Origin of the sequence: Ruegeria sp. HKCCD7255, assembly GCF_013031565.1 — a bacterium.
In the GTDB taxonomy this organism is placed as follows: Bacteria; Pseudomonadota; Alphaproteobacteria; order Rhodobacterales; family Rhodobacteraceae; genus Ruegeria.
Window position 1 is genome coordinate 86,262 of the sequence record NZ_WQAG01000006.1, and the last position, 22,627, is coordinate 108,888.

Below are 22,627 nucleotides of genomic sequence, written 5' to 3' on the forward strand. Positions count from 1 at the left end.
CGTTTGTCGATCAGAACGAAAAACGCGCAAGGCGAGCGGATCGCCTTGCGCAGAGAAACCGGATCAGGTACCCGATTTGATCTTGGTCCACAGACGGGTCACCACACGCTGAGTCTTCTGCGGATAGGGCGTGGTGATATAGAGGTTCTGCATCGTCGCATCATCCGGGTAAATCGCCGGATCGCCGATCACGTCTTCTTCCAGAAACTCTTGCGAGGCCTTGTTGCCGTTGGCGTAGTACACATAGTTCGACGCCGCCGCCATATTGTTGGCATCCAGAATGAAGTTCAGGAACTTATGCGCCCCTTCCGGGTTCGGAGCATCGACCGGTATGGCCATCTGGTCGAACCACATCAACGAGCCTTCGGCGAAGGGATGGTATTCAATCTCGACACCATTCTCAGCCTCTGCCGCGCGGTCGCGTGCTTGCAGGATATCCCCCGACCAGCCAACAGCCACACAGATGTCACCATTTGCCAGCGCGTTGATGTACTCAGAACTATGGAATTTCTGAATATGCGGGCGAACCGCAGTCAGTACCTCTTCGGTCTTGCTGATCACGTCTGTATCGTGGCTGTCGGGGTCTTCACCCAGATATTGCAGGACCATAGGAATGATCTCGGACGGAGCATCCAGGAAATGCACCCCGCAAGAGGCCAGCTTTTCCATATTCTCAGGATTGAGCACCAGTTCCATGCTGTTCAGCGGGGCATCGGCTCCCAAAACCTCTTGAACCTTGCCAACGTTCACACCGATTCCGGTGGTGCCCCACATATAGTTGATCGAATACGCGTTGTCCGGGTCATAGCCTGCCGTACGGTCTTGGATCACATCCCAAAGGTTGCCTGCATTCGACAGTTGTGCGTTGTCGAGTGGTTGGAACGCACCGGCCGAGATTTGACGCTGTAAGAATGTGCCCGAGGGAACCACAACATCATAGCCGGATCCACCGGCCAGCATTTTGGTTTCCAATACTTCGTTGCTGTCGAACACATCATAGATCAGGGTCAGGCCCGTCTCTTCTTCGAACTTGGTCAGCAGATCTTCGTCGATATAGTCCGACCAATTGTAAACGCGCACCTCTTCGGCCAAAGCCGCCGAAGTCCCCAATGCAGCGATCGCTGTCAACATCAGCGTAGTCTTCTTCATCTTCTTCTCCCCATTAATTTTGCGGAAACTTGTCACAGTTTGTATGATTTGATCAAGTTTTGCTTTTACCGCCCACGGAAGCTATGCTTTCACGAGGCCGAATTCCTGGCAAGACAGGACAACATGAATTGGGACACACCCGTTGAATTTGATCAAAAAAAAGGCAGGCGAGGGCACAACGCGTGACGAAAACCTGCCCGCGCACACAATTGTATATGAAGAACTGAAATCGCAGATTCTGTTCGGTGACATCGTGCCCGGTCAGGCCATTACCATTCAAGGTCTGACCGAATCACTCGGCGCCGGGATGACCCCTGTGCGCGAGGCCATTCGCCGTCTGATCTCGGACGGGGCACTGATCTTCAAGGGAAACCGAAGGGTCAGCGTTCCCGAACTGGACGATTCTGCAGTCGAACAGATCATATTTGCAAGAATATCAATAGAATCAGAGATTTCCCGCCGCGCCGCCGTGCAAATCCCAAAGGTCGAGATCGACCGGCTGGAGGAAATCGACCAGCAACTTGATGCCGCGATCACTGCGGGAGATGTCAGCAGCTACTTGCGCCTGAACCACGCGTTCCACGAGTCTTTGTACGCTGCGGCGGAAGCGCCGATTCTTGCGGACCTGGCGGGTCGGCTCTGGTTGCGATTTGGACCGTCCATGCGCGTTGTTTGTGGCCGTTTTGGCACGCAAAGCCTGCCGGACCGGCACAAGGAAATCCTGACGGCCCTGCGCGCCCGGGATGTCGAAGCCGCAGCCAAGGCCACGGCTGATGATATACGGCAGGGTATGGAATTGATGGTCGGCACCTTCAGCGGATCGTGACCAAAGCACGATTTGTTTGACACTCAAAAATTTGATCATATTCTTGCGACAAACCTCTTTCGCGGGAACCAAACCAATGACACCCATCACCAACCACATGCCCACCGCCGAACTGCAGGCCTTGGACGCGGCCCATCACATGCACCCGTTTTCGGCCAATGGCGCGCTGGGGCAAGAAGGCGCCCGCGTCATCACACGGGCCAAAGGTGTCTATCTGACGGACAGCGAAGGCGAAGAGATTCTAGACGCGATGGCAGGTCTGTGGTGCGTCAATATCGGATATGGTCGGGATGAGCTGGCCGACGTCGCCGCGCGCCAGATGCGCGAGCTGCCATATTACAACACGTTTTTCAAAACGACCCATGTGCCCGCCATCGCTTTGGCCGCAAAAATCGCCGAGCTGGCTCCGGGTGATTTGAACCACGTTTTCTTCGCCGCGGGCGGGTCCGAGGCAAACGACACCAACATCCGTCTGGTTCGCACCTATTGGGCAGAAAAGGGCCAGCCCGACAAAAATATCATCATCAGCCGCAAGAACGCCTATCACGGCTCGTCCGTGGGCTCTGCTTCACTGGGCGGCATGGTTGGTATGCATGCCCAGGGCGGCATCCCGATCCCAAACATCCATCACATCAATCAGCCCAACTGGTGGGCCGAAGGTGGCGACATGTCACCCGAAGACTTCGGCCTGGCCCGCGCGCGCGAGTTGGAAGAGGCGATTTTGGAGCTGGGCGAAGACCGCGTTGCTGCCTTCATCGCCGAGCCTGTGCAGGGCGCAGGCGGTGTAATCGTCGCCCCCGACACCTATTGGCCGGAAATCCAGCGCATTTGCGATAAGTATGACATCCTGCTGATCGCGGATGAGGTGATCTGCGGATTTGGTCGCACCGGCAACTGGTTCGGATCACAAACCGTCGGCATCAAGCCCCATATCATGACCATCGCCAAGGGCCTCAGCTCGGGCTACGCGCCTATCGGTGGCTCGATCGTCAATGACGAGATTGCTGAGGTAATCGGCGGCACCGAGTTCAATCACGGCTATACATATTCCGGCCACCCGGTCGCTGCGGCTGTCGCGTTGGAGAACCTGCGTATCCTCGAAGAGGAAAAGATCGTCGAGCACGTTCGCGACGTGGCAGCGCCCTATTTGAAAGAGAAATGGGAGGCGCTGGCTGACCACCCGCTGGTGGGTGAAGCAAAGATCGTCGGCATGATGGCGTCAATCGCGCTGACACCGGTCAAGGCCAGCCGCGCCAAATTCGCATCCGCACCGGGGACTATCGGGTACATCTGCCGCGACCGCTGCTTTGCCAACAACCTGATCATGCGCCATGTGGGCGACCGTATGATCATCTCACCACCGCTGATCCTGACACCTGCCGATATCGACGAAATGTTCGTCCGCATCCACAAATCGCTGGACGAAGCACACGCCGAGATCATCGCACAAGGTTTGATGCAGGCGGCGTCTTAATCCGCACAGCATCATCTGGCCAAAAATACCACGGGGCGGGGCGCGGTGAGGCGACGGCGGCAATGCCCCCCTTCCCCTTATCGCAATCGTTCCAACAGGGTGAACGACGCGTAACCATCGGGTAATAGGCCTTGCGCGAGTTGATATGCCCGTACGGCATCGATGGTGTTCGGACCGGTTCGCCCGTCGACGCCTTTGGTGTCGAAACCAGCTTCCGTCAGGCGCTGCTGCAGCTCTTTGCGTTCCGAGAAACTCAGGATCCGATCCCCTTTTGGCCAAGCGCCCTGAAACGGGGGCGCTCCGCGCAATCGGTCGGATAGATGGCCGATCCCGATCACATAGGCGTCTGCGCCATTATACCGCTCAATGACCCCGAAATTGTCAAAGATCATCAGCGCGACCCCGCGTCCGCCCGCTGGCAGCAGAATCGCGGCCTCGCCGTGATCCGGCACCGGTTGGCCGGTTTTGGCAAGCACTCCCCGCGCGGCCCAATCGGACGGTAACAAAGTGAAATCCCGCCGCGCCGTGGCATAGTCGAACCCCTGTGGCAGGCGCACTTCAACGGCCCAGGGCTGGCCCTTGGTCCAACCATGCCGGGCCAGGTATGACGCAGCCGAGGCCAGCGCATCAGTGGGATCATCCGACCATATGTCGCGCCGCCCGTCGCGATCAAAGTCAACCGCGTGCTCAAGATACGAGGTCGGCATGAACTGCGTATGCCCCATCGCACCGGCCCAACTGCCGCGCATGTTGGCCGGTGTTGTGTCCCCGGACTGCAAGATCTGAAGGGCAGCCACCAACTGCGTTTCAAAGAAAGACGCCCGCCGGGCATCGAAAGCCAGCGTTGCCAGGGACTGGATCGTTTGGTTGTTGCCACGGAAACTGCCGAACGACGTCTCAAGGCCCCAGATCGCCGTCACAACCTCTTTCTCGACGCCATATCGGCGTTCAATCTGGTTCAGAACGCGTCGGTGCTGCTCCAACGCCGCGCGGCCATTTGCGATCCGTTGGTCTGACACCGCCGAGCCCAGATAGTCCCAGATCGGCTTCGAGAATTCGGCCTGATTGCGGTCGCGCTCTATGACGTCTTTGTCATAGGTGATACCCGCCAGTGCTGCATCCAGAGTAGCCTGTGATATCCCCTGCGCGCTTGCGCGACCGCGAAAGGCGCTGACCCAGGCCTGAAACCTGGCATTGCTTTCAACTGACACCCGCCGAACCTCAGCCGAAGGTCGCAATACCGGCCTGATCGACGCGGTCAGATCGGCCGAGGCCAATCGGGCGGTCTCGTCGGTGATCCGCACCTGAGGCCGAAGGGATGAATTGGGAAGATCCGCCTGCACTATGGATGCCCATAATGCAGCGGTCATAACGCCGCTTATGCATTTTCGCATTCCGATTTTCCTGATTACTGCTCATCTCAAGAATAGCGCAAAAGTTGAATCGGACAAAGCGTTCAGACATCCGCCTCGCAGGATCTTGCTTCGCGCTCGGCCCGCAAGCGCGCCAAAGCCTTGCGCAGCAGTGGTATCCGATTGGGCCGAAAGCTTTCATCCAGAACGGACATTGCCTGCATCCGGTCCAAGCGGAAGACACGAAAATCCTGCCGCAGGTGACACCAGGATAACAACACGCTGGCGCGATCCATGTATACGATACTCAGAGGATTGACCTTGCGTTCTGTCTCGTCGCCTTTGGCATCAGCATATGAAAATGCTATGACGCGCTCATCCCAGGTGGCTTGACGTAAGGCGCTGACATCAACTGTCGGTTTCGCGGGGCGGGAAAATCGCGTCGCTGCCAACACTGCATGGCTCAAGCGGTGCGACTGTCTTGGTGGCAATCGCCCCTGCAACTTGCGCAAAGCGGCACCAGCTGCGTCGGCCAGGCCCGGATCGCCAATCGCCTGAACTTCACGCAAACCCAGCACCAACGCTTCAAGCTCATCATCTGTGAACCCCAAAGGCGGCAAGGTCGCGTCTTCGATAAGGGTGAAACCAAATCCGGCTTCTCCGTCGATCACCGCACCCAGCCCGCGCAACGCGTCGATATCTCGGTGGATGGTCCGGGCCGAGACCCCCAGATCCTGCGAGAGTTGAACCGAGGTTTTCGGCGAGGGCCCAGATCGAAGGGCTTGCATCAATTGGAAGAGACGGGCGGTACGGGACATATCAGAACGTACCTTAGTCTTGATGACACTTTCTGTCATCAGGCAAACATATTCATATCACATCTCAAGATGGAGCTGACGATGTTGACCCTACTTACCTTCCCGTCCGCCTTTGGCCAGTACAGTGCCAGCCCGTTCTGCGTAAAGACCGCGCTGATGCTGCAGTTTGCAGGCCAGCATTGGCGACGCTTTGACATGCTGGATCCCCGCCAGATGCCGCATCAGAAACTCCCGGTGCTGCGCACACCTGAACGCCTGGTGCCCGACAGCGACTCGATCCGTGACTGGCTAGAGGCTCAAGGTGTGGATTTCGATGCGGGGCTCACCGACGTGCAGAAAGCCCAATCGCGCGGGTTGATACGGCTTGCAGAAGAACATCTGTATTTCCACATCGTTCTGGATCGCTGGGGCAATGATGAGGTGTGGCCGATCCTGCGTGAGACCTTTTTCACCGAGATTCCCTCTCTGATCCGCAGGCCTGTTTCGAATGCGATCCGCAGATCGGTTCTGAAAGGCACACGGGCGCAAGGGATCGGGCGGTTTTCCCAGGCCGAAAGGCAAGACCGCTTGGAACATGATCTCGAGGCGATTTCTGCCTATCTGTGGCAATCGCCTTACCTGATGGGCGCCACACCGACCGCCGCCGACATGAGCGTTGGCCCAATGCTGGCTGCAATGCGCGCCACACCCGCAGACACGCCGCTGACGCGACGGATCAAACAGGATAACCTGTTGAACAGTTATGTGGACCGGATGGAGCAGGCGATACCGCTATGACGCCCTTTGACGACCCCAAAGTGGCAAATGCCTTCAAAGCGCTGCCCGAAGACACGCGCGCGGGTGCCATGGCCCTGCGCGCGCTTGTTTTCGAGACAGCCGCGTCCCTACCCGCTGCGCAACCCCTGCAAGAGGCTCTGCGTTGGGGTCAGCCCGCCTATCTTGCGCCCAAAGGATCTACGATCCGGCTGGGCAGCCACAAATCCGCATCATTCGCCCTGTTCGTGCATTGCCAGAGTCGGTTGATGGGGGATTTCACCACAGCCTTTCCCGGCGATGACCGGATCGATGGCAACCGGGCTGTGTTGTTCGACGATCCCGCGCAAATCGACCCGACCCGTCACGGCTGGTTGATTGCACGTGCGCTCACCTATCATCTCTGACGGCGTTTGCGTTCGACCTTGCGTTTGGTCTTGTCTTTCTTGCGCTTTGTGCTGACCGCCTTGCGACGTGTAGACCGCCCGGCAGGACTGCGACCGCGAGGCAGGGCCTTGTCATCGATGGACAACAACTCCAGTTCCAGCCCGCCGGTCACGGGTGTGGCTTCGGTCAGGCGCACGGTCACACGCTGACCAATGGCGATGATCAGCCCGGTATCAGCACCCATCAAGGTCCCCGCCTCACGATCAAAGTGAAAGAATTCCCGCCCCAGCGACCGCACAGGCACCAGTCCGTCCGCTCCGGTTTCGTCCATCTTCACAAAGGCCCCGAACCGGGCGATGCCGCTGATCCGGCCCGAAAACTCATTGCCCACCCGCTCGCTGAGATAGGCCGCCAGATAGCGATCCGTGGTATCACGCTCGGCCATCATCGAGCGGCGTTCCGTGTCCGAGATATGGGTTGCCGTTTCGTCCAGCCGTGTGATTTCGTCCTCGGTCAACCCATCCTTGCCCCAGCCATGGGCCGAGATCAGCGAGCGGTGCACGATCAGGTCAGCATACCGTCGGATCGGCGAGGTAAAATGCGCATAATTGCGCAGCGCCAAGCCGAAATGGCCGAAATTCTCGGGGTTGTAATAGGCCTGCGCCATGGACCGCAGCGTGGTCAGGTTGATCAGCTCGGCATCTTCGGTTCCGGCAGCGGCGTTCAGCAGCGCGTTCAGGTGGCGGGTTTGCAGCACCTGCCCTTTGGCCAGATTCAAGCCTGCCGCTTGCGCCGTTTCCCGTAGGCTTTCCAGCTTTTCAGGCGCGGGTTCTTCATGCACGCGGTACAGCAATGGGCGGCGCTTGGCGATCAGAGTCTCAGCCGCGGCGACATTGGCGAGGATCATGAACTCTTCTATCAGCTTATGCGCATCCAGCCGGTCGCGGAACGCCACGCTGGTCACTTCGCCCGTATCGCTCAACACGATCTTGCGTTCCGGCAGGTCCAGTTCCAAGGGCTGCCGCTCTGCCCGCGCCTTTTTCAACGCCGCATAAGCGGCATAAAGCGGCTTCAACACCGTTTCCAGCAACGGCCCGGTACGGTCATTGGGGGAGCCGTCGATTGCCTCTTGCACCTCGGCATAATGCAACGACGCAACCGAGCGCATCAGGCCGCGCACGAACCGGTGGCCGATCTTGTTGCCATCCGCATCGATCTGCATCCGCACCGCGATACAGGCGCGCGGGACACCTTCGTGCAGGGAACACAGATCGCCAGACAGCCGGTCCGGCAGCATCGGCACCACCCGGTCGGGAAAATAGCTGGAATTGCCACGCTTGCGCGCCTCACGATCCAGCGCGGTGCCGGGCGTGACATAAGCGGCAACGTCAGCAATAGCGACCCAGATCACATGCCCGCCGAGGTTTTTCGGGTCGTCATCGGCATGAGCGTAACAAGCGTCATCGTGATCGCGCGCATCTGACGGGTCGATGGTCAGCAGTGGCATATCGCGCAGATCTTCGCGCCCCTTCAGGCCAGCAGGCTTGGCGGCGTCTGCCTCGGCAATCACCTTGTCGGGGAAATCATCGGGGATACCGTGCTGATGGATCGCAATAAGCGACACAGCCTTGGGGGCTGCCGGATCGCCTAACCGTTCTACAATGCGGGCGCGGGGCAATCCCATACGGTTTTTGGGTCCGGCCTGTTCGGCTTCGACCAATTCGCCATCCTTCGCACCCAGCACAGCGCCCTCAGGCACCAGCCACTCGGTTGATCCGGCTTTGTCGATGGGCACAATCCGCCCGCCCTCGGCCCCTTTGCGAAAGATGCCGACGATCTTGCGCGGGTTGGTCCCGATACGACGGATCAGCCGGGCCTCGTAATTATGGTCTTCCTCATGCACCACGGTCAGCCGTGCCAGAATCCGGTCGCCCTCGCCCAGCGCGGGATCACTGGCGCGTGCAATGATCAGAACAACAGGCTCAACCCCTTCGCCATGCCATTCCAGCGGGCGCGCGAACAGGTCGCCATCCGCGTTCGGAGCCTTGACCTGCAACACGCTGACCAGTGGCAGACGATCAGGGTCGCGATAGCTGCGTTTGCGCTTTTCCAGATGGCCTTCGGCCTCCAGCTCTTTCAGGATACGCTTAAGATCAATCCGATCCGCGCCCTTGATGCCAAAGGCCTTGGCGATATCGCGTTTCGAGGTCAGGGTAGGGTTCGCCGAGATCCAGTCGAGGACCTCCTGCTTCGTGGGAATACGACTCATGTCCCCGGCGTATCATGCGTTTGCGACCGCGTCATGACCAAAAACTGTCAGGCTTTCAGATCGGCCACTGTGTCGACATCCCGCAAGTGATCCAGCAAGGCCACACGGCAGCCGGGAACCGAGGCCAATGTATCTGCCAGAGCATATTCGGTTGACCACCGGACATTATCAAACACACCGCGCGGCAAAGCGGCATAGCGTTGCGCGCCAACCAGCCAATAACCTCCATCCGGGGCTGGTCCAAACACCATCTGGGCCTGCCCCAATGCCTTGAACGCCCGCGCAATATGGCTTGGGGTAATGCCCGGAATATCCGCACCAATCAGGCAAACCGCCCCTTTTGGCATCGAGCGCAACATACGCCCCATCCTTTGACCCAGATCGCCCCGCCCTTGTGCGGCGCGCGGTAAATCAGCGGGCCAGACGCGACTGATCAACCCCTCTCGATCCGGGGACACGGCCAAGACGATCTGCCAACGAGGGTCACGCAACCGGCGGATCAGCGTCCGGGTCTGGTGCCGAAACCACCACGAGGCTCCGACCATGCCGATATCGCGACCCAACCGCGTTTTGACCCGCCCCGGGCGCGGTTCCTTGACCATGATGACAAGAGTGCGCTGCATGGATTAGGCGAAATAATCCGCCAGAATACGCATGTAGATCGCTTTGAGTTGTTCGATCTGAGCAACCTCAACGCTTTCATCCACTTGGTGCATAGTGCGTCCGACCAGGCCGAACTCGACCACAGGGCAGTGCGACTTGATGAACCGCGCGTCCGAGGTGCCACCGGTGGTCGAAAGCTCGGGCGACACACCGGTTTCGGCCTCGACAGCTTTTGCCACCAAATCCGACAGCGCACCGGGCGGGGTCAAAAAGCTCTCACCCGAGATTTTGATCCTGACATCCGCCTCAACGTCGAACTCTTCTGCCACCCGCGCGGCCTCGGACCGCAACCAGTCGCTGAGGCTGGCGCCCGTGTGGGTGTCGTTGAACCGAATATTGACCGTCGCGCTGCACTGCGCCGGGATCACATTGGTCGCCGGATTGCTTGCATCAATAGTGACAACCGCAAGGGTCGAAGCATCAAAATGATCGGTGCCCTGATCCAACTCGTGACTGGCCAAGCGATCCATCAGACGCGCCATTGCGGGCAGGGGGTTCTTAGCGCGATGCGGATAGGCCGAATGCCCCTGCACGCCCGTGATCGTGAACCAGGCGGTCATCGATCCCCGGCGACCGATCTTGATCATCTCACCCATATGGTTGGGGCAGGTCGGCTCGCCCACCAGACAAACGCTCATGCGCTCGTTGGCCTGGTCCATATAATCAAGCAGTGCGGTGGTGCCATCCAGCGCGTCAGCCTCTTCATCGCCAGTTATGGCCAGAATGACAGCCCCGTCTGGCGGCGTATCCCGCACGAAATCAATCGCCGCCGCAGCAAAGGCAGCCACACCGGATTTCATATCGGTCGCACCGCGGCCATAGAGAATACCATCATGTATCTCGGCCCCAAACGGAGGCTTTGTCCACGCGGCCGCATCTCCCACGGGTACCACATCCGTGTGACCGTTAAAGCCAAAGGTCTGTACATGACCCTGTTCACCCCAGCGCGCAAACAGGTTTGCGATGCCGCCTCGATCGACGCGGGTGCATTCAAAACCCGCATCCGTCAGTTGCTCTTCCAGCAGGACCAGCGCACCGCCTTCCTCAGGTGTGACGGAAGGGCAACGGACCAGCTCTGCGGTCAACCGGACGGGATCAGTCATCAAACGCCTCGTATTCGTGAATCAGCTTCGAGTTCACGCACAGATTCAATGAATTGTACGGAATGCCAAGCCCAACAGGGGAATTTACGTGTAAGACGCATATTCGCGCATTAGTGGATACATTAAAAAACGCATTAACTTACGCGGCGATGTACTTGCCGTACCCCGCCAAATTGCGCTACAGCGCCGCCAAACAGATAAGCCTACGATGAAACGACTCTTTTTCGCTTTGCTCAGCCTGACGTTCATGCTTCTCGCCGAGCAAAGCCAGGCCCAGACTCTTACGGTCACCACAGTGACCCGACCTCCGTTTTCCTATGTGGAAGACGGGGCCCAAGTTGGTTTTTCGATGGACCTGCTGGCTGCTTTGGCCGAGTCGTTGAGCTGGGACTACGAGATCAACCGCGTCGAAGGCTTCGGTGATATGTTGGAAACCGTTCAGAACGGCACTGCCGATCTGGCGATTGCAAATATTTCGATTACAGCCACGCGCGAAACACAGATGGATTTCAGCCAGCCGATCTTTGAATCCGGGCTGCAAATCATGATCCCGTCCGAAGCCGCTCGCAGCCCGTCACTGCTGCAGGCTTTGTTATCGGTCGAACTCTTTATCGCGATTGGCTTGGCCTTTGCCATTCTGTTGGGTGGCGGGATGCTCATGTGGGGCTTTGAACGGCGTGCTCAGCCCTATTTTGATCGCAAGCTGAACGAAGCCTGGTTTCCTTCGTTCTGGTGGGCGCTCAACCTAGTTGTGAATGGCGGATTTGAAGAGCGCATGCCGCGCACGGCGTTTGGGCGGATGCTGGGTGTCGTGCTTGTGGTATCGTCCTTGTTCATCGTGTCCGTGTTTACCGCGCGCATCACCTCGGTCATGACGGTCGAGGCTATCAGCGGGAGTGTGAACTCGGTCAACGACCTCTATGGCAAGCAAGTTGGCACCATCAATGGGTCGACAGCCGCGAGCTTTCTGAACCGCCGCGAGATCGAGTTCACCGGTTACGAAGGTTTGACTGAACTGATCGCAGCTTTCGAGGCCAAGGACTTGGATGCGGTGATTTTTGATGCGCCAATCCTGTCCTATTATGCCACCCATGAAGGTCGACGCATTGCCACCACCACAGGCGGCGTGTTCCTGCGCGAAAACTATGGGATCGCCTTCCCAACCGGCTCGCCCCTGGTCGAAGAGGTCAACCAGGCACTATTGGCCCTGCGAGAAGACGGCACCTACGACGACATCTACAGAAAATGGTTCGGTAGCCGGAACTAGGCTTGCGGCTGGTCGTCGAAGAACGGTGTCATCTGCGCGACAATAACGGCATTCTCGTCCAACGCGCGCTGCATCAAAGCGCGCTCATCAGGTTCGATCTCGTGCCCCTGAGCTTCACGTTCTGCCAAAGTGCCATAGCCCGTAACGTCCAGTGGCGCCGTATCGGCTTGCTTTAGGATCGCCACGGTTTCACGTACCGCTTCGGCCTCGTCGACACCGCTGGCGTAACAGATCAACGCGGCACCCGTCGCGTGATCGGGCAAACCGTCACCGTCCTTGCGACCGATCTGAACCAACAAAGTGTACACCTGCTGGCGCGAAGGCTTCTTTTTCTTTTCCATGCCGCTTGCCTTACGTTCGCAGATCTGGGCGGTCAACTTTTCTTTGGGTGTCAGGATCTTTGCGCGTTCCTAAATTGGATATTGTCGGAGTGGCTAGAAGAGATCAGCCACCTCTTAGAATCGACTCGACTCGGGAAACAATTCGGCTCTCTCCAAGAAATTGTCCATTTTGAGGCAGAGAATCCGCGAGGTTGAAAACGGCGGTTTTTCGCCGATCAGGCCAACCTTGTTGTGCAACAAATAGCTCATATCACAGCGAATGCGCGGTGCAGTTACTTCATCTGACCGACTGAAAATTACGCTCAATCCTACTATTAAATAAAACTTTTTTCTGAAGGGACCTTAAGATGACTACTCTCTCTAAATTGCTGACAACCACCGCAAGCCTGATCGCTCTTTCATTGACGCCAGCCGTTGGTGCTTTGTCACTTTTCTCGGCAACAGCTGCCTATGCTGAAGGTGACAGCGAAGAGCGTGAGCAGAGCGAGCGCAGGGAAGAAGCACGCGAAGAAGCTCGGGAAGAAGAGCGTGAGGAAGAGCGCGAAGAAGAGGTAGAAAAAGAGTACGCAGAAGAGCGTGAAGAAGAGCGTGAAGAAGAACGCGAAGAAGAAGTCGAAAAAGAATACGAAGAAGCTCCGAAAGAAGAGCGTGAAGAAGCTCCAAAAGAAGAACGTGAGGAAGCTCCAAAAGAAGAACGTGAGGAAGCTCCAAAAGAAGAACGTGAGGAAGCTCCAAAGGAAGAGCGCGAGGAGGAGCGTGAGGAAGAACGCTCAGAAGAGCGTGAAGAGGAACGCGCAGAAGAGGTAAGAGAAGAAGCTCCTGAGTCTGAGGAAGAGTCAGAAAGCGAAGAAGAAGAAAGCGAAAGGTCCGAGGAAGAATACGAGGAAGAAAAAGAAGAAGTAGAACGCCCGGGCGAGGACCGCTAATTCAAACGCTTTCCTGAGAAAACAGTGAGGTACTTGCTGTTTTTGTAAATGCAAGAAAGAAAGGCCGGTGCAAGAACGCACCGGCCTTTCTGAGTCAGATAGCTGGCTCAATCGCGCAGCAGTTCGTTGATCCCGGTTTTTGAACGCGTCTGCTCATCCACACGCTTCACGATCACCGCGCAGTACAGGTTGACGTTGTTCTTGGAAGGCATCGAGCCCGCAACCACAACTGAATAGGGCGGAACCTCGCCATACATGACTTCACCGGTTTCGCGATCCACGATCTTTGTGGATTTGCCGATGAACACGCCCATGCCCAGAACCGAGCCTTCGCGTACTATGCAGCCCTCGACCACCTCGGAACGAGCGCCGATAAAGCAGTTGTCTTCAATGATGGTAGGCCCAGCTTGCATCGGCTCCAGCACACCGCCGATACCAACGCCGCCCGACAGGTGCACGTTTTTGCCGATCTGCGCGCAGGAGCCAACAGTGGCCCAGGTATCGACCATCGTACCTTCATCCACGTAGGCGCCCAGATTGACGAAGGATGGCATCAGCACGACGCCCGGCGCGATATAGGCCGACTTGCGCACGACGCAGTTCGGCACGGCGCGGAACCCGGCAGCGCGCCACTGGTTTTCACCCCAACCGGCGAACTTGCTGTCGACCTTGTCCCACCAGCCGCTGTCCTGCGGACCACCCGTCTGAATTTCCATATCCTTGATGCGAAAGCCCAGCAGTACCGCCTTCTTGGCCCATTGGTTTACGTGCCAATCACCGCTGCCGAGCTTTTCAGCCACCCGCAGCGAGCCGCTGTCCAGCGCATTCAGCGTATCTTCGATGGCTTCGCGCTGCTCGCCCGTGGTTGCGGGCGTGATGGTGTCGCGCGCCTCCCAGGCGGCTTCGATGGCGGCTTCCAGTTGCGCATTCGACATATGCGGGCTCCTTGCAGAATCTGTTCACGTTGGGTGTGCGTATAAGCATGCGGCGAAGCGGCCGCAATGCGACGCAGAGTTCGGCTGATCGCGCGGCTCACGCAGCCAACGGATCCGGTGAGATGTTGCCACCACAGACCAACACGGCCACACGCTCGCCCGGCTGGGGCTGATACGCACCGGACAAAAGGGCTGCCAAAGCGGCGGCCCCCGCTGGCTCCACCAGAATGCGATGTGCCTGCCATAGCAGTTTTTGCGCCTCGGCAATCGCATTATCTGATACCAAAACAGAGGTCATGCCTTGCGCCAACTCAAAACAGATCGACCCGATCCGCCTTGCACCCAGCGCATTGGCCGCGATGCCCGAGACCGAGACATCCACCGGCGCACCCGACTGCAAGGCCGTATGCAGCGCGCAGGATGTTTCCGGCTCGACCGCGACAACCTTGCGCGCACCTTGCCACCAGGCCAAAGCCCCTGCGATCAGCCCGCCGCCGCCCACGGCGATCAGAACCGTGTCAGCTTGCAGATCCTGCGCGTCCCATTCGGCAAAACAGGTGCCCTGCCCGGCCACGGTTGCCGGTGCATCATAGGCGTGGATCTGCATGGCCCCCGTTTCGGCCTCATGAGCCTGAGCCGCTGTCAGCGCGTTGGCGTATTCCCCGGGCACAACGCTAAGATCGGCACCGGTTTGCTTGATCAGCGCGATCTTGGATGGGCCTGCAAGTTCCGGGACAAAAATCTTGGCCGGATAGCCAAGCGTTTTCGCGGCATAGGCCGCCGCAGCCCCATGGTTTCCACCTGACGCAGCCACAACGCCCGCCTGCGGCACATCCGAACTGAGCAAGGTGTTGAAAGCGCCCCGCGCTTTGAAGCTGCCCGTATGCTGCATCTGCTCCAGCTTCATCTCGATAGGATCGCCCAAAAGGCGGCTCTCCATCACCGGCGTGACCTGCGCATAGCCCGCAATTCGTTCACGCGCCTTCAATATTTCGGTTTTCCAATCCATTCTTGTCTTTCCGTGACTGGCACTCTGCCCGCGAACCCTATAGCTGTTTTGTGAACACGCAAGCAGGGATCGACTACCTATGAAAGAAGACCGTCACAGCCCGTTCCGCGACGCGCAAACCGACCGTTCGACCGCGAGCGAGGTTCCGGACACGCCGCAGACGCGCTCACCCGCCTATCGCCTTGCCTTTGCTGATGATGAGTTCCTGTGCCGCGACGAGCTGCGTCCGGTGCGCCTGCAATTGGAACTGCTCAAGCCCGAAATGATAATGACCGAGCGTGAAATCAGCTCGACCATCGTGATGTTTGGCGGGGCGCGCATTCCCGAACCGTCGCAAAAGCACACGGCGCGGACAGAAACGTTGGCGGCTCTGTCTGAGTATTACGACGAGGCGCGCGAGTTCGCCCGTTTGATGACAGAGAAATCGAATGAAACCGGCGGACGCGAAAACGTCATCGTCACCGGGGGTGGCCCCGGTGTGATGGAGGCCGGAAACCGCGGCGCGCTGGATGCAGGCGGCTCTTCTATCGGGTTGAATATCGTGCTGCCGCATGAACAGGCGCCAAACCTTTATGTGACGCCCGAGCTAAGCTTCAACTTCCATTATTTCGCCATTCGCAAGATGCATTTTCTGATGCGAGCCCGTGCCATCACCATCTTCCCAGGCGGGTTTGGTACGCTGGATGAGCTTTTTGAATCCCTGACCCTGATCCAGACCGGCCGGATGGAACGCGTGCCCTTTCTGCTGTTTGGCCGCGCGTTCTGGGAGAAGGTGATCAACTGGGCCGCGCTGGCAGATGCCGGCACGATCTCGGACGAGGATCTGGACCTGTTCCGCTTTGTCGACACCGCGCAACAAGCGGTCGACATCATCGAGAATTGGGAGCCCGCTCCACCCCGCGACGCAATACCGGGACGTTAAGCCATGGCCCCCAAGACCGGAGAGATGCTGCACCTTCGCGGCAATGCGCTGAACAAGGGCGAGCCCGTCGCGCTGCCTCTGACCCAAAGCAGCATGTATCACCTGCCCGGGTTACCCGAAGGACAGGCCAGTTATGGCCGGGTCGATAACCCGACCTGGGAGCATCTGGAACATGTCCTATCGCATCTCGAGGACGCGCCGTGCCTGACATTCCCCTCTGGTATGGGCGCCATTTCGGCCGCGCTGTTTGCCACCGTCCGGGCCGGGTCGCGCTTGCTGATCCCGTCCGACGGGTACTATGTCACCCGCCTGCTGGCGGATCGGTTCCTGTCTGGCTTGGGGGTCGTGGTCGAAGAACGGCCGACCACCGCTTTTGCAGATGGTGGATTTGACCGATTCGACGTGGTCTTTGTCGAAAGTCCGTCGAATCCCGGATTGGACATGATCGATCTGTGTGCCGTTGCCGAACAGGTCCGCGCCGCTGGCGGTATGACCATCGCAGACAACACCACGCTGACCCCGCTGGGCCAGCGCCCTCTGGATCTGGGGATCGACATCGTCGTGTCGTCAGACACCAAGGCGATGGGTGGGCATTCCGACCTGTTGATGGGGCACGTCGCCAGCCGCAATGACCAGATCATGGAGCGGGTCGAGGAATGGCGGCGCGTCTCGGGTGCGATTCCCGGCCCGCATGAGGCATGGCTGCTGCATCGCGGACTGGAAACGCTGGATGTTCGGTTCGACCGTATGTGCAGCTCGGCCCAGGTTCTGGCGGAACGGCTGGCCGCGCATCCGGCGGTCAAGCAGCTCCGCTATCCCGGCCTGCCGGATGATCCGTCCTTTGCGCTGGCACAACGACAAACACAACGGTTCGGGTTTCTTCTGTCACTGACGCTGAACAGCGAGGACCAGGCCGAGAGGTTCATCAACGCCTGCCCCCTGCTTCGCCCGGCCACATCCTTCGGAGGCGTCCACAGTTCCGCCGAACGCCGCGCGCGCTGGGGCGACGATGTGGATCCAGCCTTCATTCGTCTTTCGGTTGGGTGTGAGCCCGTCGAAGAACTGTGGCAAGCGATCGAAGCCAGCCTGAACGCTTTATGACTTTTTCTTAGCTTCGCGCAGTTCTGGGAACAGATAGATCGGCAGCACGATGCTGGCGATCAGCGCCCCCAGCCAGACCAGCAGGGTCGCGGCCAACAGGTTGGAAACGCCACCAACAGTCAGCCCCGCCGTAATCAGATCGGTCACCAACAGCCCGACAAAGGTCACGATCAAAGCGATCCCGCCTTTCAGCGCGGGCGCTTTCTTTTCACCCAGCTTCAGGATCAACGGCTCGGCCACGACCTGAACCACGGTGAAGACAAGCACCACAACGATGAAAGATATCGGCTTGATCGCAAAGCCTGCCAGCAGCAGCGAAGCGAGCAACAACCCGATGGCGTTCCCGACCAAAAGGGCCAATGCGGATTTTATTCTGCGCGACATGGGGCGATCTCCGTCAGTAGACAATTCGAAATATGCAGATATTAGCAGGGCAATTCCATTTTGCGAGGCAATTCGGTGTCTCTGCCATTTTGACCTGTTGAAATCACATGATAAAACACCTTCATCAAGATCAGCCCCACCCACATAGACGAGAGGTGAGATGAGCGACGATCCCTATTCCGTTCTCGGCGTTGCAAAAGACGCAAGCGCTGCCGAGATCAAGAAAGCCTATCGGCGTATCGCCAAAGACTGTCATCCAGACCTCAAACCCGGCGATGCCGAAGCCGAGGCAAAGTTCAAGGCCGCTGCCGCTGCCTATGACCTGTTGAAGGACCCTGAAACCCGCGCACGGTATGACAACGGCGAGATTGACGCCTCTGGACAGGAACGGGCTCAGCAACAGTATTACCGCGACTATGCCGAAGCCGCCGGAAATCCCTATCGCGGGCGTCAGGCCGACCCAGACGATATGTCCGACATCTTCGCCGAGTTCATGCGCGGGCGCGGCGGGTTTGGTGGCCAGGGCCACCAAGAGTTCCATGCGCCCGGGCACAACCTGAACTATTCCCTGCAGATCAGTTTTCTGGACGCTGTGTTTGGCGCCAGCCAAAAGCTGACCTTGCCAGATGGCGACCGGATCGAAGTGAAAATCCCCGCCGGGATCACCGACGGACAGACCATCCGCCTGCGCGGCAAGGGCGCTCCGGGTTATGGCAACGGCCCTGCGGGGGATGCTCTGGTCACCGTATCGGTCGCAAAACACGCTGTGTTTGATCGACAAGGGGACGACATCCACATCACATTGCCGATCACCATTGATGAAGCGATTCTTGGCGGTAAGGTCCAGGCCCCAACTATTGACGGCGGCGTGAATGTCAGCATCCCGGCGGGCACCAGCAGCGGCAAAACCCTGCGGTTGCGCGGCAAAGGGGTCAAGAAACGCGGCACGACTGATCGCGGGGATCAGTTGATTGAACTGACCGTCGCCATGCCCGAAAAGATCGATGACGAGCTGAAGCAGTTCATGGAGAACTGGCGCGAGACTCATCGCTATGATCCACGGAAAGGTATGCCCTCATGACCCTGACCGAGAAGGAACTGATCGAAACCGTCACCCGTCTGACCTCTGACCGTCTCAGCGAATATCTGGCCGCCGAGATTGTGATCCCCGCGCAATCTGATCAAGGGTTGGTCTATCAACGCATCGATGTTGCCCGGCTGGAACTGGCCTGCGAATTGCATGAGCAATATGACATGGAGGCCGATGCCCTATCGATGATGATGTCCCTGATCGATCAAATGCATGGATTGCGCGCGGAGCTGCGCGAGGTATTGAACGCGGTCGAGGCGCAACCGGAACCGGTGCGCAAACAATTGGTTGAAGTTATCGAAACGGCGCGCTTTCGGCGCGGGTGACCACGCCGACGGAATCGGATCGTCCCTAAAGGTCAGTTTCCAACCTGGTACTCTTCGGGCACGTAAAAGGTATAGTCCCGTTCGGCGACCGCTTCGTGGCAATCATGGCAATAGGCCACCGCAGATGCCCGATTGCCCATCGTGTCCCCAAAGAGCGACCCATCGGGCATTACCATGATATAGCGCCAGTCCGCCGTATCCGGGTTTGTGCCTGCGGGCAGTTTCTCCATCACAAAAAGCGCGCCGGGGTGAACATTGCCTTCATCCGTCACTGTCAGGCTGTCCTTGGCCAGGACCGACCCGACCGGCAAAACGTCGCCATCCTGCATGGTGCCATAGTTCTCGGCGACACGGTTGGCATAGCTGTTCACATAGCGCTGACCATGGGTGGCCGAAATATAGGGTGCGTCATTGAACAGCGGCCAGCTTTGGTAATTGCGGATCAGATCCATCTGCGAGGCTGCATAACCCCGGGACAATCTGCGCGACATCGACCGGTAATGCGCGTTCGCCTCGTCCTTGGTCAAATCTGCCGGATTCTCAAGTGTCAAATGCGCGTCTTGTTCAGAAGTCTGCGCATCGGCAATGGAAATTCCAATGACCAGCGCGCCAAGCACACCAGCGACGGTCAAGGGTTTTGAATAATCTGCAATCATGTCTGGGCCCATCCGAACAATCGGTTCGCCTGTTTTCAGATCTGCTCGCATCAAGGTTAGGTATGGAATGAGATCTTTCCATGACCTCGTCCATGTGCCTCACCGGGTTGTGCACATTGGTGAACACCCTGTTTCTTGACTGTAAGAAGGTTAACAAAACAGACCGCGCGAAAAAACCCGATTCACATTAAAACAATCGAATTCAATGTTCGGGCCGCTGAGTCAGCCCAATCCCGCCTCGGATTCGATCTGCTTGCGCGACTTGCGGGCGCGTTCGGTGGCCGATTTCAACTGACCGCAGGCCGCCATGATATCCTCGCCCCGCGTCTTGCGGATGGGTGAGGCGTATCCCGCCTGGTAGATGATATTGGCGAAAGCGCGGATACGGTTGTTCGAGCTGCGCTTGTACGGCGCACCGGGCCATTCGTTGAAGGGGATCAGGTTGATCTTGGCCGGGATCTTGTGGCGCTTGATATGATCGATCAGGCGGTGCGCATCTTCGTCGCTGTCATTCACCCCGTCCAGCATCACATATTCAAATGTGATGCGCTCGGAATTGGAGGCTTTGGGATAGCTGGCCAGTGCTTGCAACAGCTCTTCAATATTCCAGCGCTTGTTGATCGGCACCAACACATCCCGGGTTTCATCCGTGGTGGCGTGAAACGAGATCGCAAGCAGGCAGCCGATTTCTTCAGCCGTGCGCGCAATCTCGGGCACCACGCCTGAGGTCGACAGGGTGATCCGGCGGCGCGACAGGGAAATCCCCTCGGGGTCCATCGCGATTTTCATCGCGTCGCGGACGTTTTCGAAGTTGTAAAGCGGCTCGCCCATGCCCATCAGCACGATGTTGGACAGCAGGCGCGTTTCGTCCTTGGGCGCGCCAGGGGTTGGCCATTCGTCCAGATCGTCGCGGGCCATCATCACCTGACCCACGATCTCGGCTGCGGTCAGGTTGCGCACCAGTTTCTGCGTGCCCGTGTGACAGAAGGAACAGGTCAGCGCGCAACCCACCTGAGACGAGATGCAAAGCGTTCCGCGATCTTCTTCGGGGATATAGACCACCTCGACCTCATGCCCGCCCGCAATGCGGCAGAGATACTTGCGGGTGCCATCCTCAGACACCTGACGCGTGACCACTTCGGGGATTTCGATCACAAAGCTTTCGGCCAATTGCGCGCGGTAGGCTTTCGCCAGATTGGTCATCTCAGCAAAATCGCGCACGCCCCATTGGTAAATCCACTGCCAAATCTGGCCTGTGCGCATCTTGGCCTGCCTTTCGGGCGTGCCATGTTCGATCAGCGCCCTGCGCAGTTGATCGCGGGTCAAGCCAACAAGGTTGATCTTCCCCTCAGGCAGTTTGCGGGGGATGGTCATGACATCTTGAGTGATCGGCGCTTTGGGCGACATTGGCGTATCTCGGTGGATTCTGGCTTGGGATGCGCCTCTATATAGGACCGCGCCGAAAGATCAAAAGGAATCGTGCGGCTCAGTTCGCAAACTGCAACAATTCGTCCACACGGGTGCGGCCAAGTTCTACCCGACACGCAGTGATCCCGATTCCGGTGCCAGACCCACCTCCGAACGACGCACCCACCGCTTCGCACTGCGCGTCACGATAGGTGATCCAGGCGGTCTGTGACGCCACCAATGCAGGCAATGCAACCACTCGCCCGGTAACCTCGTCCAATTCCTGAGCCGAAGATTGCGCAATCCCAAGGGCGGCCTCAACCGCGTCGTTCACAGCAAGCTCCATATCACGGACGCAAGCGCCTATTTCGACCTGAGAGCTTGCGTCTGAGCATTCAAGCGTTGGATCAGCCGATGCCGCGAACGGAACAAATAAAGCGGCCAGAAAAAAGCGCATGTTTAAACCTCCGACTCCCAAAGCCAGGCGCTCTGAGGCACCTGACTTTGGAACTCTAACGCGGGATCTGATCTCGAACCACTGCGACTGGGTTGCCCGACGGGTGGCGTTAGATCCCGGCCGGTGGGACAAAACAGTCATCCGCATCCAGCTGTTTCACCGGATCTTCCGGGCCGCATTGCTCACCAGACACCGGATAGGTATCCGCTTCTTTTTCACATGCGGTCAGAACGAAGGCAGACGCAAACATCAAAGCGATCAGGGTTTTATCAATCATCAGCAAAGCTCCTATTCATTTCTGAACTACTAAGTTCAGAAATTCGAATAGGTCGCCTTGATACGGATCAAGTTTCCTGAATATCTGGAAACTAAGTACGAAATTAGGACCGCAACCGTTTGCGGCCCTGGCTATACTCGATCAGTTGGCACAGCGCTTTTCGGCATCTTCCAAAGCAGCCGTGAACCCCAGCAGGGAAAACGTGTCTTTAGTCTGTGTGCCGCGCTCGGACCGGGCAGTCAGGACAGCTTCGGTACCGCGTTTCATCGCCGCGATCACATTGGGTTCCTGCCCTTCAGTTGCCGGCCAGGCCCATTCGCCTTCAGTGATGAACTCAAACTGCTCACCGTCAATGCTGACGTTGACTGTCGAGCCCGAGGCAAAAGGGTAACCGCCGGTAAATGACACCTGCCCATTCACATTTTCGCTGGGGCGGAAAACGACAAACAACAGAATATCGCTGCGACGAACCGAAACGACGCGACCACCGCGCGTGTTTACGGTTTCATCGGGGGTCGCCACGCTCCAGCATTCGGTCGGGTCATCTTCGACAAAAACGCTCCAATCCGTGTTTACCGCAACGCGGTTGGTGCTGTCTGTCTGCTGTGCATTGGCCGTTGTCGCCAAGCCTGCCATCAACAAGCCTGCAATGACGCGGGCGCGTTTCAATCCCATGTGTCCAGCCTCCTAGCTCGACCTATACCTCAATCCCATCGTGAACGGCTGCGAACCCTG

25 protein-coding genes are annotated in these 22,627 nt (G+C 58.2%); 10 read left to right on the plus strand and 15 right to left on the minus strand.

Going from position 1 to position 22,627, the window contains the following annotated elements; all coding sequences use genetic code 11:
* Positions 1 to 63: 63 nt before the first annotated feature.
* Positions 64 to 1,149, minus strand: a complete 1,086-nt coding sequence (locus GOX45_RS12625; RefSeq protein ID WP_171101427.1) for a polyamine ABC transporter substrate-binding protein — start codon at positions 1,147 to 1,149, stop codon at positions 64 to 66.
* Between the two features lie 142 nt (positions 1,150 to 1,291).
* On the opposite strand from GOX45_RS12625, the gene GOX45_RS12630 reads away from it, so the two are divergent.
* On the plus strand, positions 1,292 to 1,975 hold the full coding sequence (locus GOX45_RS12630) for a GntR family transcriptional regulator (protein ID WP_171101429.1): 684 nt from the start codon (positions 1,292 to 1,294) through the stop codon (positions 1,973 to 1,975).
* Positions 1,976 to 2,051: 76 nt separating this feature from the next.
* Complete coding sequence (locus tag GOX45_RS12635) at positions 2,052 to 3,449, plus strand: aspartate aminotransferase family protein (protein WP_171101431.1); 1,398 nt, start codon at positions 2,052 to 2,054, stop codon at positions 3,447 to 3,449.
* Between the two features lie 77 nt (positions 3,450 to 3,526).
* Here GOX45_RS12635 and GOX45_RS12640 read toward each other — a convergent pair whose 3' ends face one another.
* Together GOX45_RS12640 and GOX45_RS12645 are read right to left on the minus strand one after the other, a co-directional pair.
* Positions 3,527 to 4,819, minus strand: coding sequence for a lytic murein transglycosylase (locus tag GOX45_RS12640; RefSeq protein ID WP_254446013.1), 1,293 nt, complete (start codon positions 4,817 to 4,819; stop codon positions 3,527 to 3,529).
* An 86-nt stretch (positions 4,820 to 4,905) separates the two neighbouring features.
* Positions 4,906 to 5,619, minus strand: a complete 714-nt coding sequence (locus tag GOX45_RS12645) for a YafY family protein (protein ID WP_171101702.1) — start codon at positions 5,617 to 5,619, stop codon at positions 4,906 to 4,908.
* Between the two features lie 81 nt (positions 5,620 to 5,700).
* Here GOX45_RS12645 and GOX45_RS12650 point away from each other — a divergent pair, with 81 nt between their 5' ends.
* Together GOX45_RS12650 and GOX45_RS12655 are read left to right on the plus strand one after the other, a co-directional pair.
* Positions 5,701 to 6,396: a glutathione S-transferase family protein gene (locus GOX45_RS12650; RefSeq protein ID WP_254446014.1), complete on the plus strand. Its 696-nt coding sequence runs from the start codon at positions 5,701 to 5,703 to the stop codon at positions 6,394 to 6,396.
* Positions 6,393 to 6,779, plus strand: a complete 387-nt coding sequence (locus GOX45_RS12655) for a DUF1801 domain-containing protein (protein ID WP_171101436.1) — start codon at positions 6,393 to 6,395, stop codon at positions 6,777 to 6,779. The genes GOX45_RS12650 and GOX45_RS12655 overlap by 4 nt, the downstream gene beginning before the upstream one ends.
* Here GOX45_RS12655 and rnr read toward each other — a convergent pair.
* The 3 genes from rnr to dapE are packed head-to-tail and all read right to left on the minus strand — an operon-like array spanning position 6,770 to position 10,794.
* A complete protein-coding gene (rnr, locus tag GOX45_RS12660) occupies positions 6,770 to 9,028 on the minus strand; it encodes a ribonuclease R (RefSeq protein ID WP_171101438.1) in 2,259 nt (752 codons plus the stop codon). The genes GOX45_RS12655 and rnr overlap by 10 nt on opposite strands.
* Positions 9,029 to 9,075: 47 nt before the next feature.
* A complete protein-coding gene (locus GOX45_RS12665) occupies positions 9,076 to 9,651 on the minus strand; it encodes a TIGR04282 family arsenosugar biosynthesis glycosyltransferase (protein WP_171101441.1) in 576 nt (191 codons plus the stop codon).
* A 3-nt stretch (positions 9,652 to 9,654) separates the two neighbouring features.
* On the minus strand, positions 9,655 to 10,794 hold the full coding sequence (dapE, locus tag GOX45_RS12670; RefSeq protein WP_171101443.1) for a succinyl-diaminopimelate desuccinylase: 1,140 nt from the start codon (positions 10,792 to 10,794) through the stop codon (positions 9,655 to 9,657).
* 208 nt (positions 10,795 to 11,002) lie between these two features.
* Here dapE and GOX45_RS12675 point away from each other — a divergent pair, with 208 nt between their 5' ends.
* Positions 11,003 to 12,061 (plus strand): transporter substrate-binding domain-containing protein, encoded by a 1,059-nt coding sequence (locus GOX45_RS12675; RefSeq protein ID WP_171101446.1) that lies wholly within the window; start codon positions 11,003 to 11,005, stop codon positions 12,059 to 12,061.
* On the opposite strand, the gene GOX45_RS12680 is transcribed toward GOX45_RS12675, so the two are convergent.
* Entirely contained in the window at positions 12,058 to 12,402 is a 345-nt protein-coding gene (locus GOX45_RS12680) for a hypothetical protein (RefSeq protein WP_171101448.1), read from the minus strand. The genes GOX45_RS12675 and GOX45_RS12680 overlap by 4 nt on opposite strands.
* 347 nt (positions 12,403 to 12,749) lie before the next feature.
* On the opposite strand from GOX45_RS12680, the gene GOX45_RS12685 reads away from it, so the two are divergent.
* The gene (locus GOX45_RS12685) at positions 12,750 to 13,328 is read left to right on the plus strand and encodes a hypothetical protein (RefSeq protein ID WP_171101449.1); all 579 of its coding nucleotides are present in this window, start codon (positions 12,750 to 12,752) and stop codon (positions 13,326 to 13,328) included.
* Between the two features lie 107 nt (positions 13,329 to 13,435).
* On the opposite strand, the gene dapD is transcribed toward GOX45_RS12685, so the two are convergent.
* Together dapD and GOX45_RS12695 are read right to left on the minus strand one after the other, a co-directional pair.
* A complete protein-coding gene (dapD, locus tag GOX45_RS12690; RefSeq protein ID WP_171101451.1) occupies positions 13,436 to 14,263 on the minus strand; it encodes a 2,3,4,5-tetrahydropyridine-2,6-dicarboxylate N-succinyltransferase in 828 nt (275 codons plus the stop codon).
* Positions 14,264 to 14,360: 97 nt separating this feature from the next.
* Positions 14,361 to 15,272 carry a threonine/serine dehydratase gene (locus tag GOX45_RS12695; RefSeq protein ID WP_171101453.1) on the minus strand — a complete coding sequence of 304 codons (912 nt, stop codon included), beginning with the start codon at positions 15,270 to 15,272 and terminating at the stop codon, positions 14,361 to 14,363.
* A gap of 79 nt (positions 15,273 to 15,351) precedes the next feature.
* On the opposite strand from GOX45_RS12695, the gene GOX45_RS12700 reads away from it, so the two are divergent.
* Together GOX45_RS12700 and GOX45_RS12705 are read left to right on the plus strand one after the other, a co-directional pair.
* On the plus strand, positions 15,352 to 16,194 hold the full coding sequence (locus GOX45_RS12700) for a TIGR00730 family Rossman fold protein (RefSeq protein ID WP_171101455.1): 843 nt from the start codon (positions 15,352 to 15,354) through the stop codon (positions 16,192 to 16,194).
* A gap of 3 nt (positions 16,195 to 16,197) precedes the next feature.
* Positions 16,198 to 17,295 carry a cystathionine gamma-lyase gene (locus GOX45_RS12705; protein ID WP_171101457.1) on the plus strand — a complete coding sequence of 366 codons (1,098 nt, stop codon included), beginning with the start codon at positions 16,198 to 16,200 and terminating at the stop codon, positions 17,293 to 17,295.
* On the opposite strand, the gene GOX45_RS12710 is transcribed toward GOX45_RS12705, so the two are convergent.
* Entirely contained in the window at positions 17,290 to 17,679 is a 390-nt protein-coding gene (locus tag GOX45_RS12710; protein ID WP_171101459.1) for a hypothetical protein, read from the minus strand. The two genes, GOX45_RS12705 and GOX45_RS12710, sit on opposite strands and share 6 nt — an antisense overlap.
* Before the next feature lie 160 nt (positions 17,680 to 17,839).
* Between GOX45_RS12710 and GOX45_RS12715 the strand changes: the two genes are divergently transcribed.
* A complete protein-coding gene (locus GOX45_RS12715; RefSeq protein ID WP_171101462.1) occupies positions 17,840 to 18,760 on the plus strand; it encodes a DnaJ C-terminal domain-containing protein in 921 nt (306 codons plus the stop codon).
* On the plus strand, positions 18,757 to 19,095 hold the full coding sequence (locus GOX45_RS12720; RefSeq protein WP_171101464.1) for a hypothetical protein: 339 nt from the start codon (positions 18,757 to 18,759) through the stop codon (positions 19,093 to 19,095). Before GOX45_RS12715 ends, GOX45_RS12720 begins: the two co-directional genes overlap by 4 nt.
* A 32-nt stretch (positions 19,096 to 19,127) precedes the next feature.
* Here the strand turns inward: GOX45_RS12720 and GOX45_RS12725 are convergent, their stop codons facing one another.
* The 5 genes from GOX45_RS12725 to GOX45_RS12745 form a co-directional block, all read right to left on the minus strand.
* Positions 19,128 to 19,802: a cytochrome P460 family protein gene (locus GOX45_RS12725; RefSeq protein WP_254446015.1), complete on the minus strand. Its 675-nt coding sequence runs from the start codon at positions 19,800 to 19,802 to the stop codon at positions 19,128 to 19,130.
* A gap of 171 nt (positions 19,803 to 19,973) precedes the next feature.
* The gene (gene rlmN, locus GOX45_RS12730; RefSeq protein ID WP_171101466.1) at positions 19,974 to 21,158 is read right to left on the minus strand and encodes a 23S rRNA (adenine(2503)-C(2))-methyltransferase RlmN; all 1,185 of its coding nucleotides are present in this window, start codon (positions 21,156 to 21,158) and stop codon (positions 19,974 to 19,976) included.
* Positions 21,159 to 21,237: 79 nt separating this feature from the next.
* Positions 21,238 to 21,615: a lysozyme inhibitor LprI family protein gene (locus GOX45_RS12735; protein WP_171101468.1), complete on the minus strand. Its 378-nt coding sequence runs from the start codon at positions 21,613 to 21,615 to the stop codon at positions 21,238 to 21,240.
* 109 nt (positions 21,616 to 21,724) lie between these two features.
* Positions 21,725 to 21,892 carry a hypothetical protein gene (locus tag GOX45_RS12740; protein ID WP_171101469.1) on the minus strand — a complete coding sequence of 56 codons (168 nt, stop codon included), beginning with the start codon at positions 21,890 to 21,892 and terminating at the stop codon, positions 21,725 to 21,727.
* Positions 21,893 to 22,033: 141 nt separating this feature from the next.
* Positions 22,034 to 22,567 carry an invasion associated locus B family protein gene (locus tag GOX45_RS12745; protein WP_171101471.1) on the minus strand — a complete coding sequence of 178 codons (534 nt, stop codon included), beginning with the start codon at positions 22,565 to 22,567 and terminating at the stop codon, positions 22,034 to 22,036.
* Positions 22,568 to 22,627: the final 60 nt, after the last annotated feature.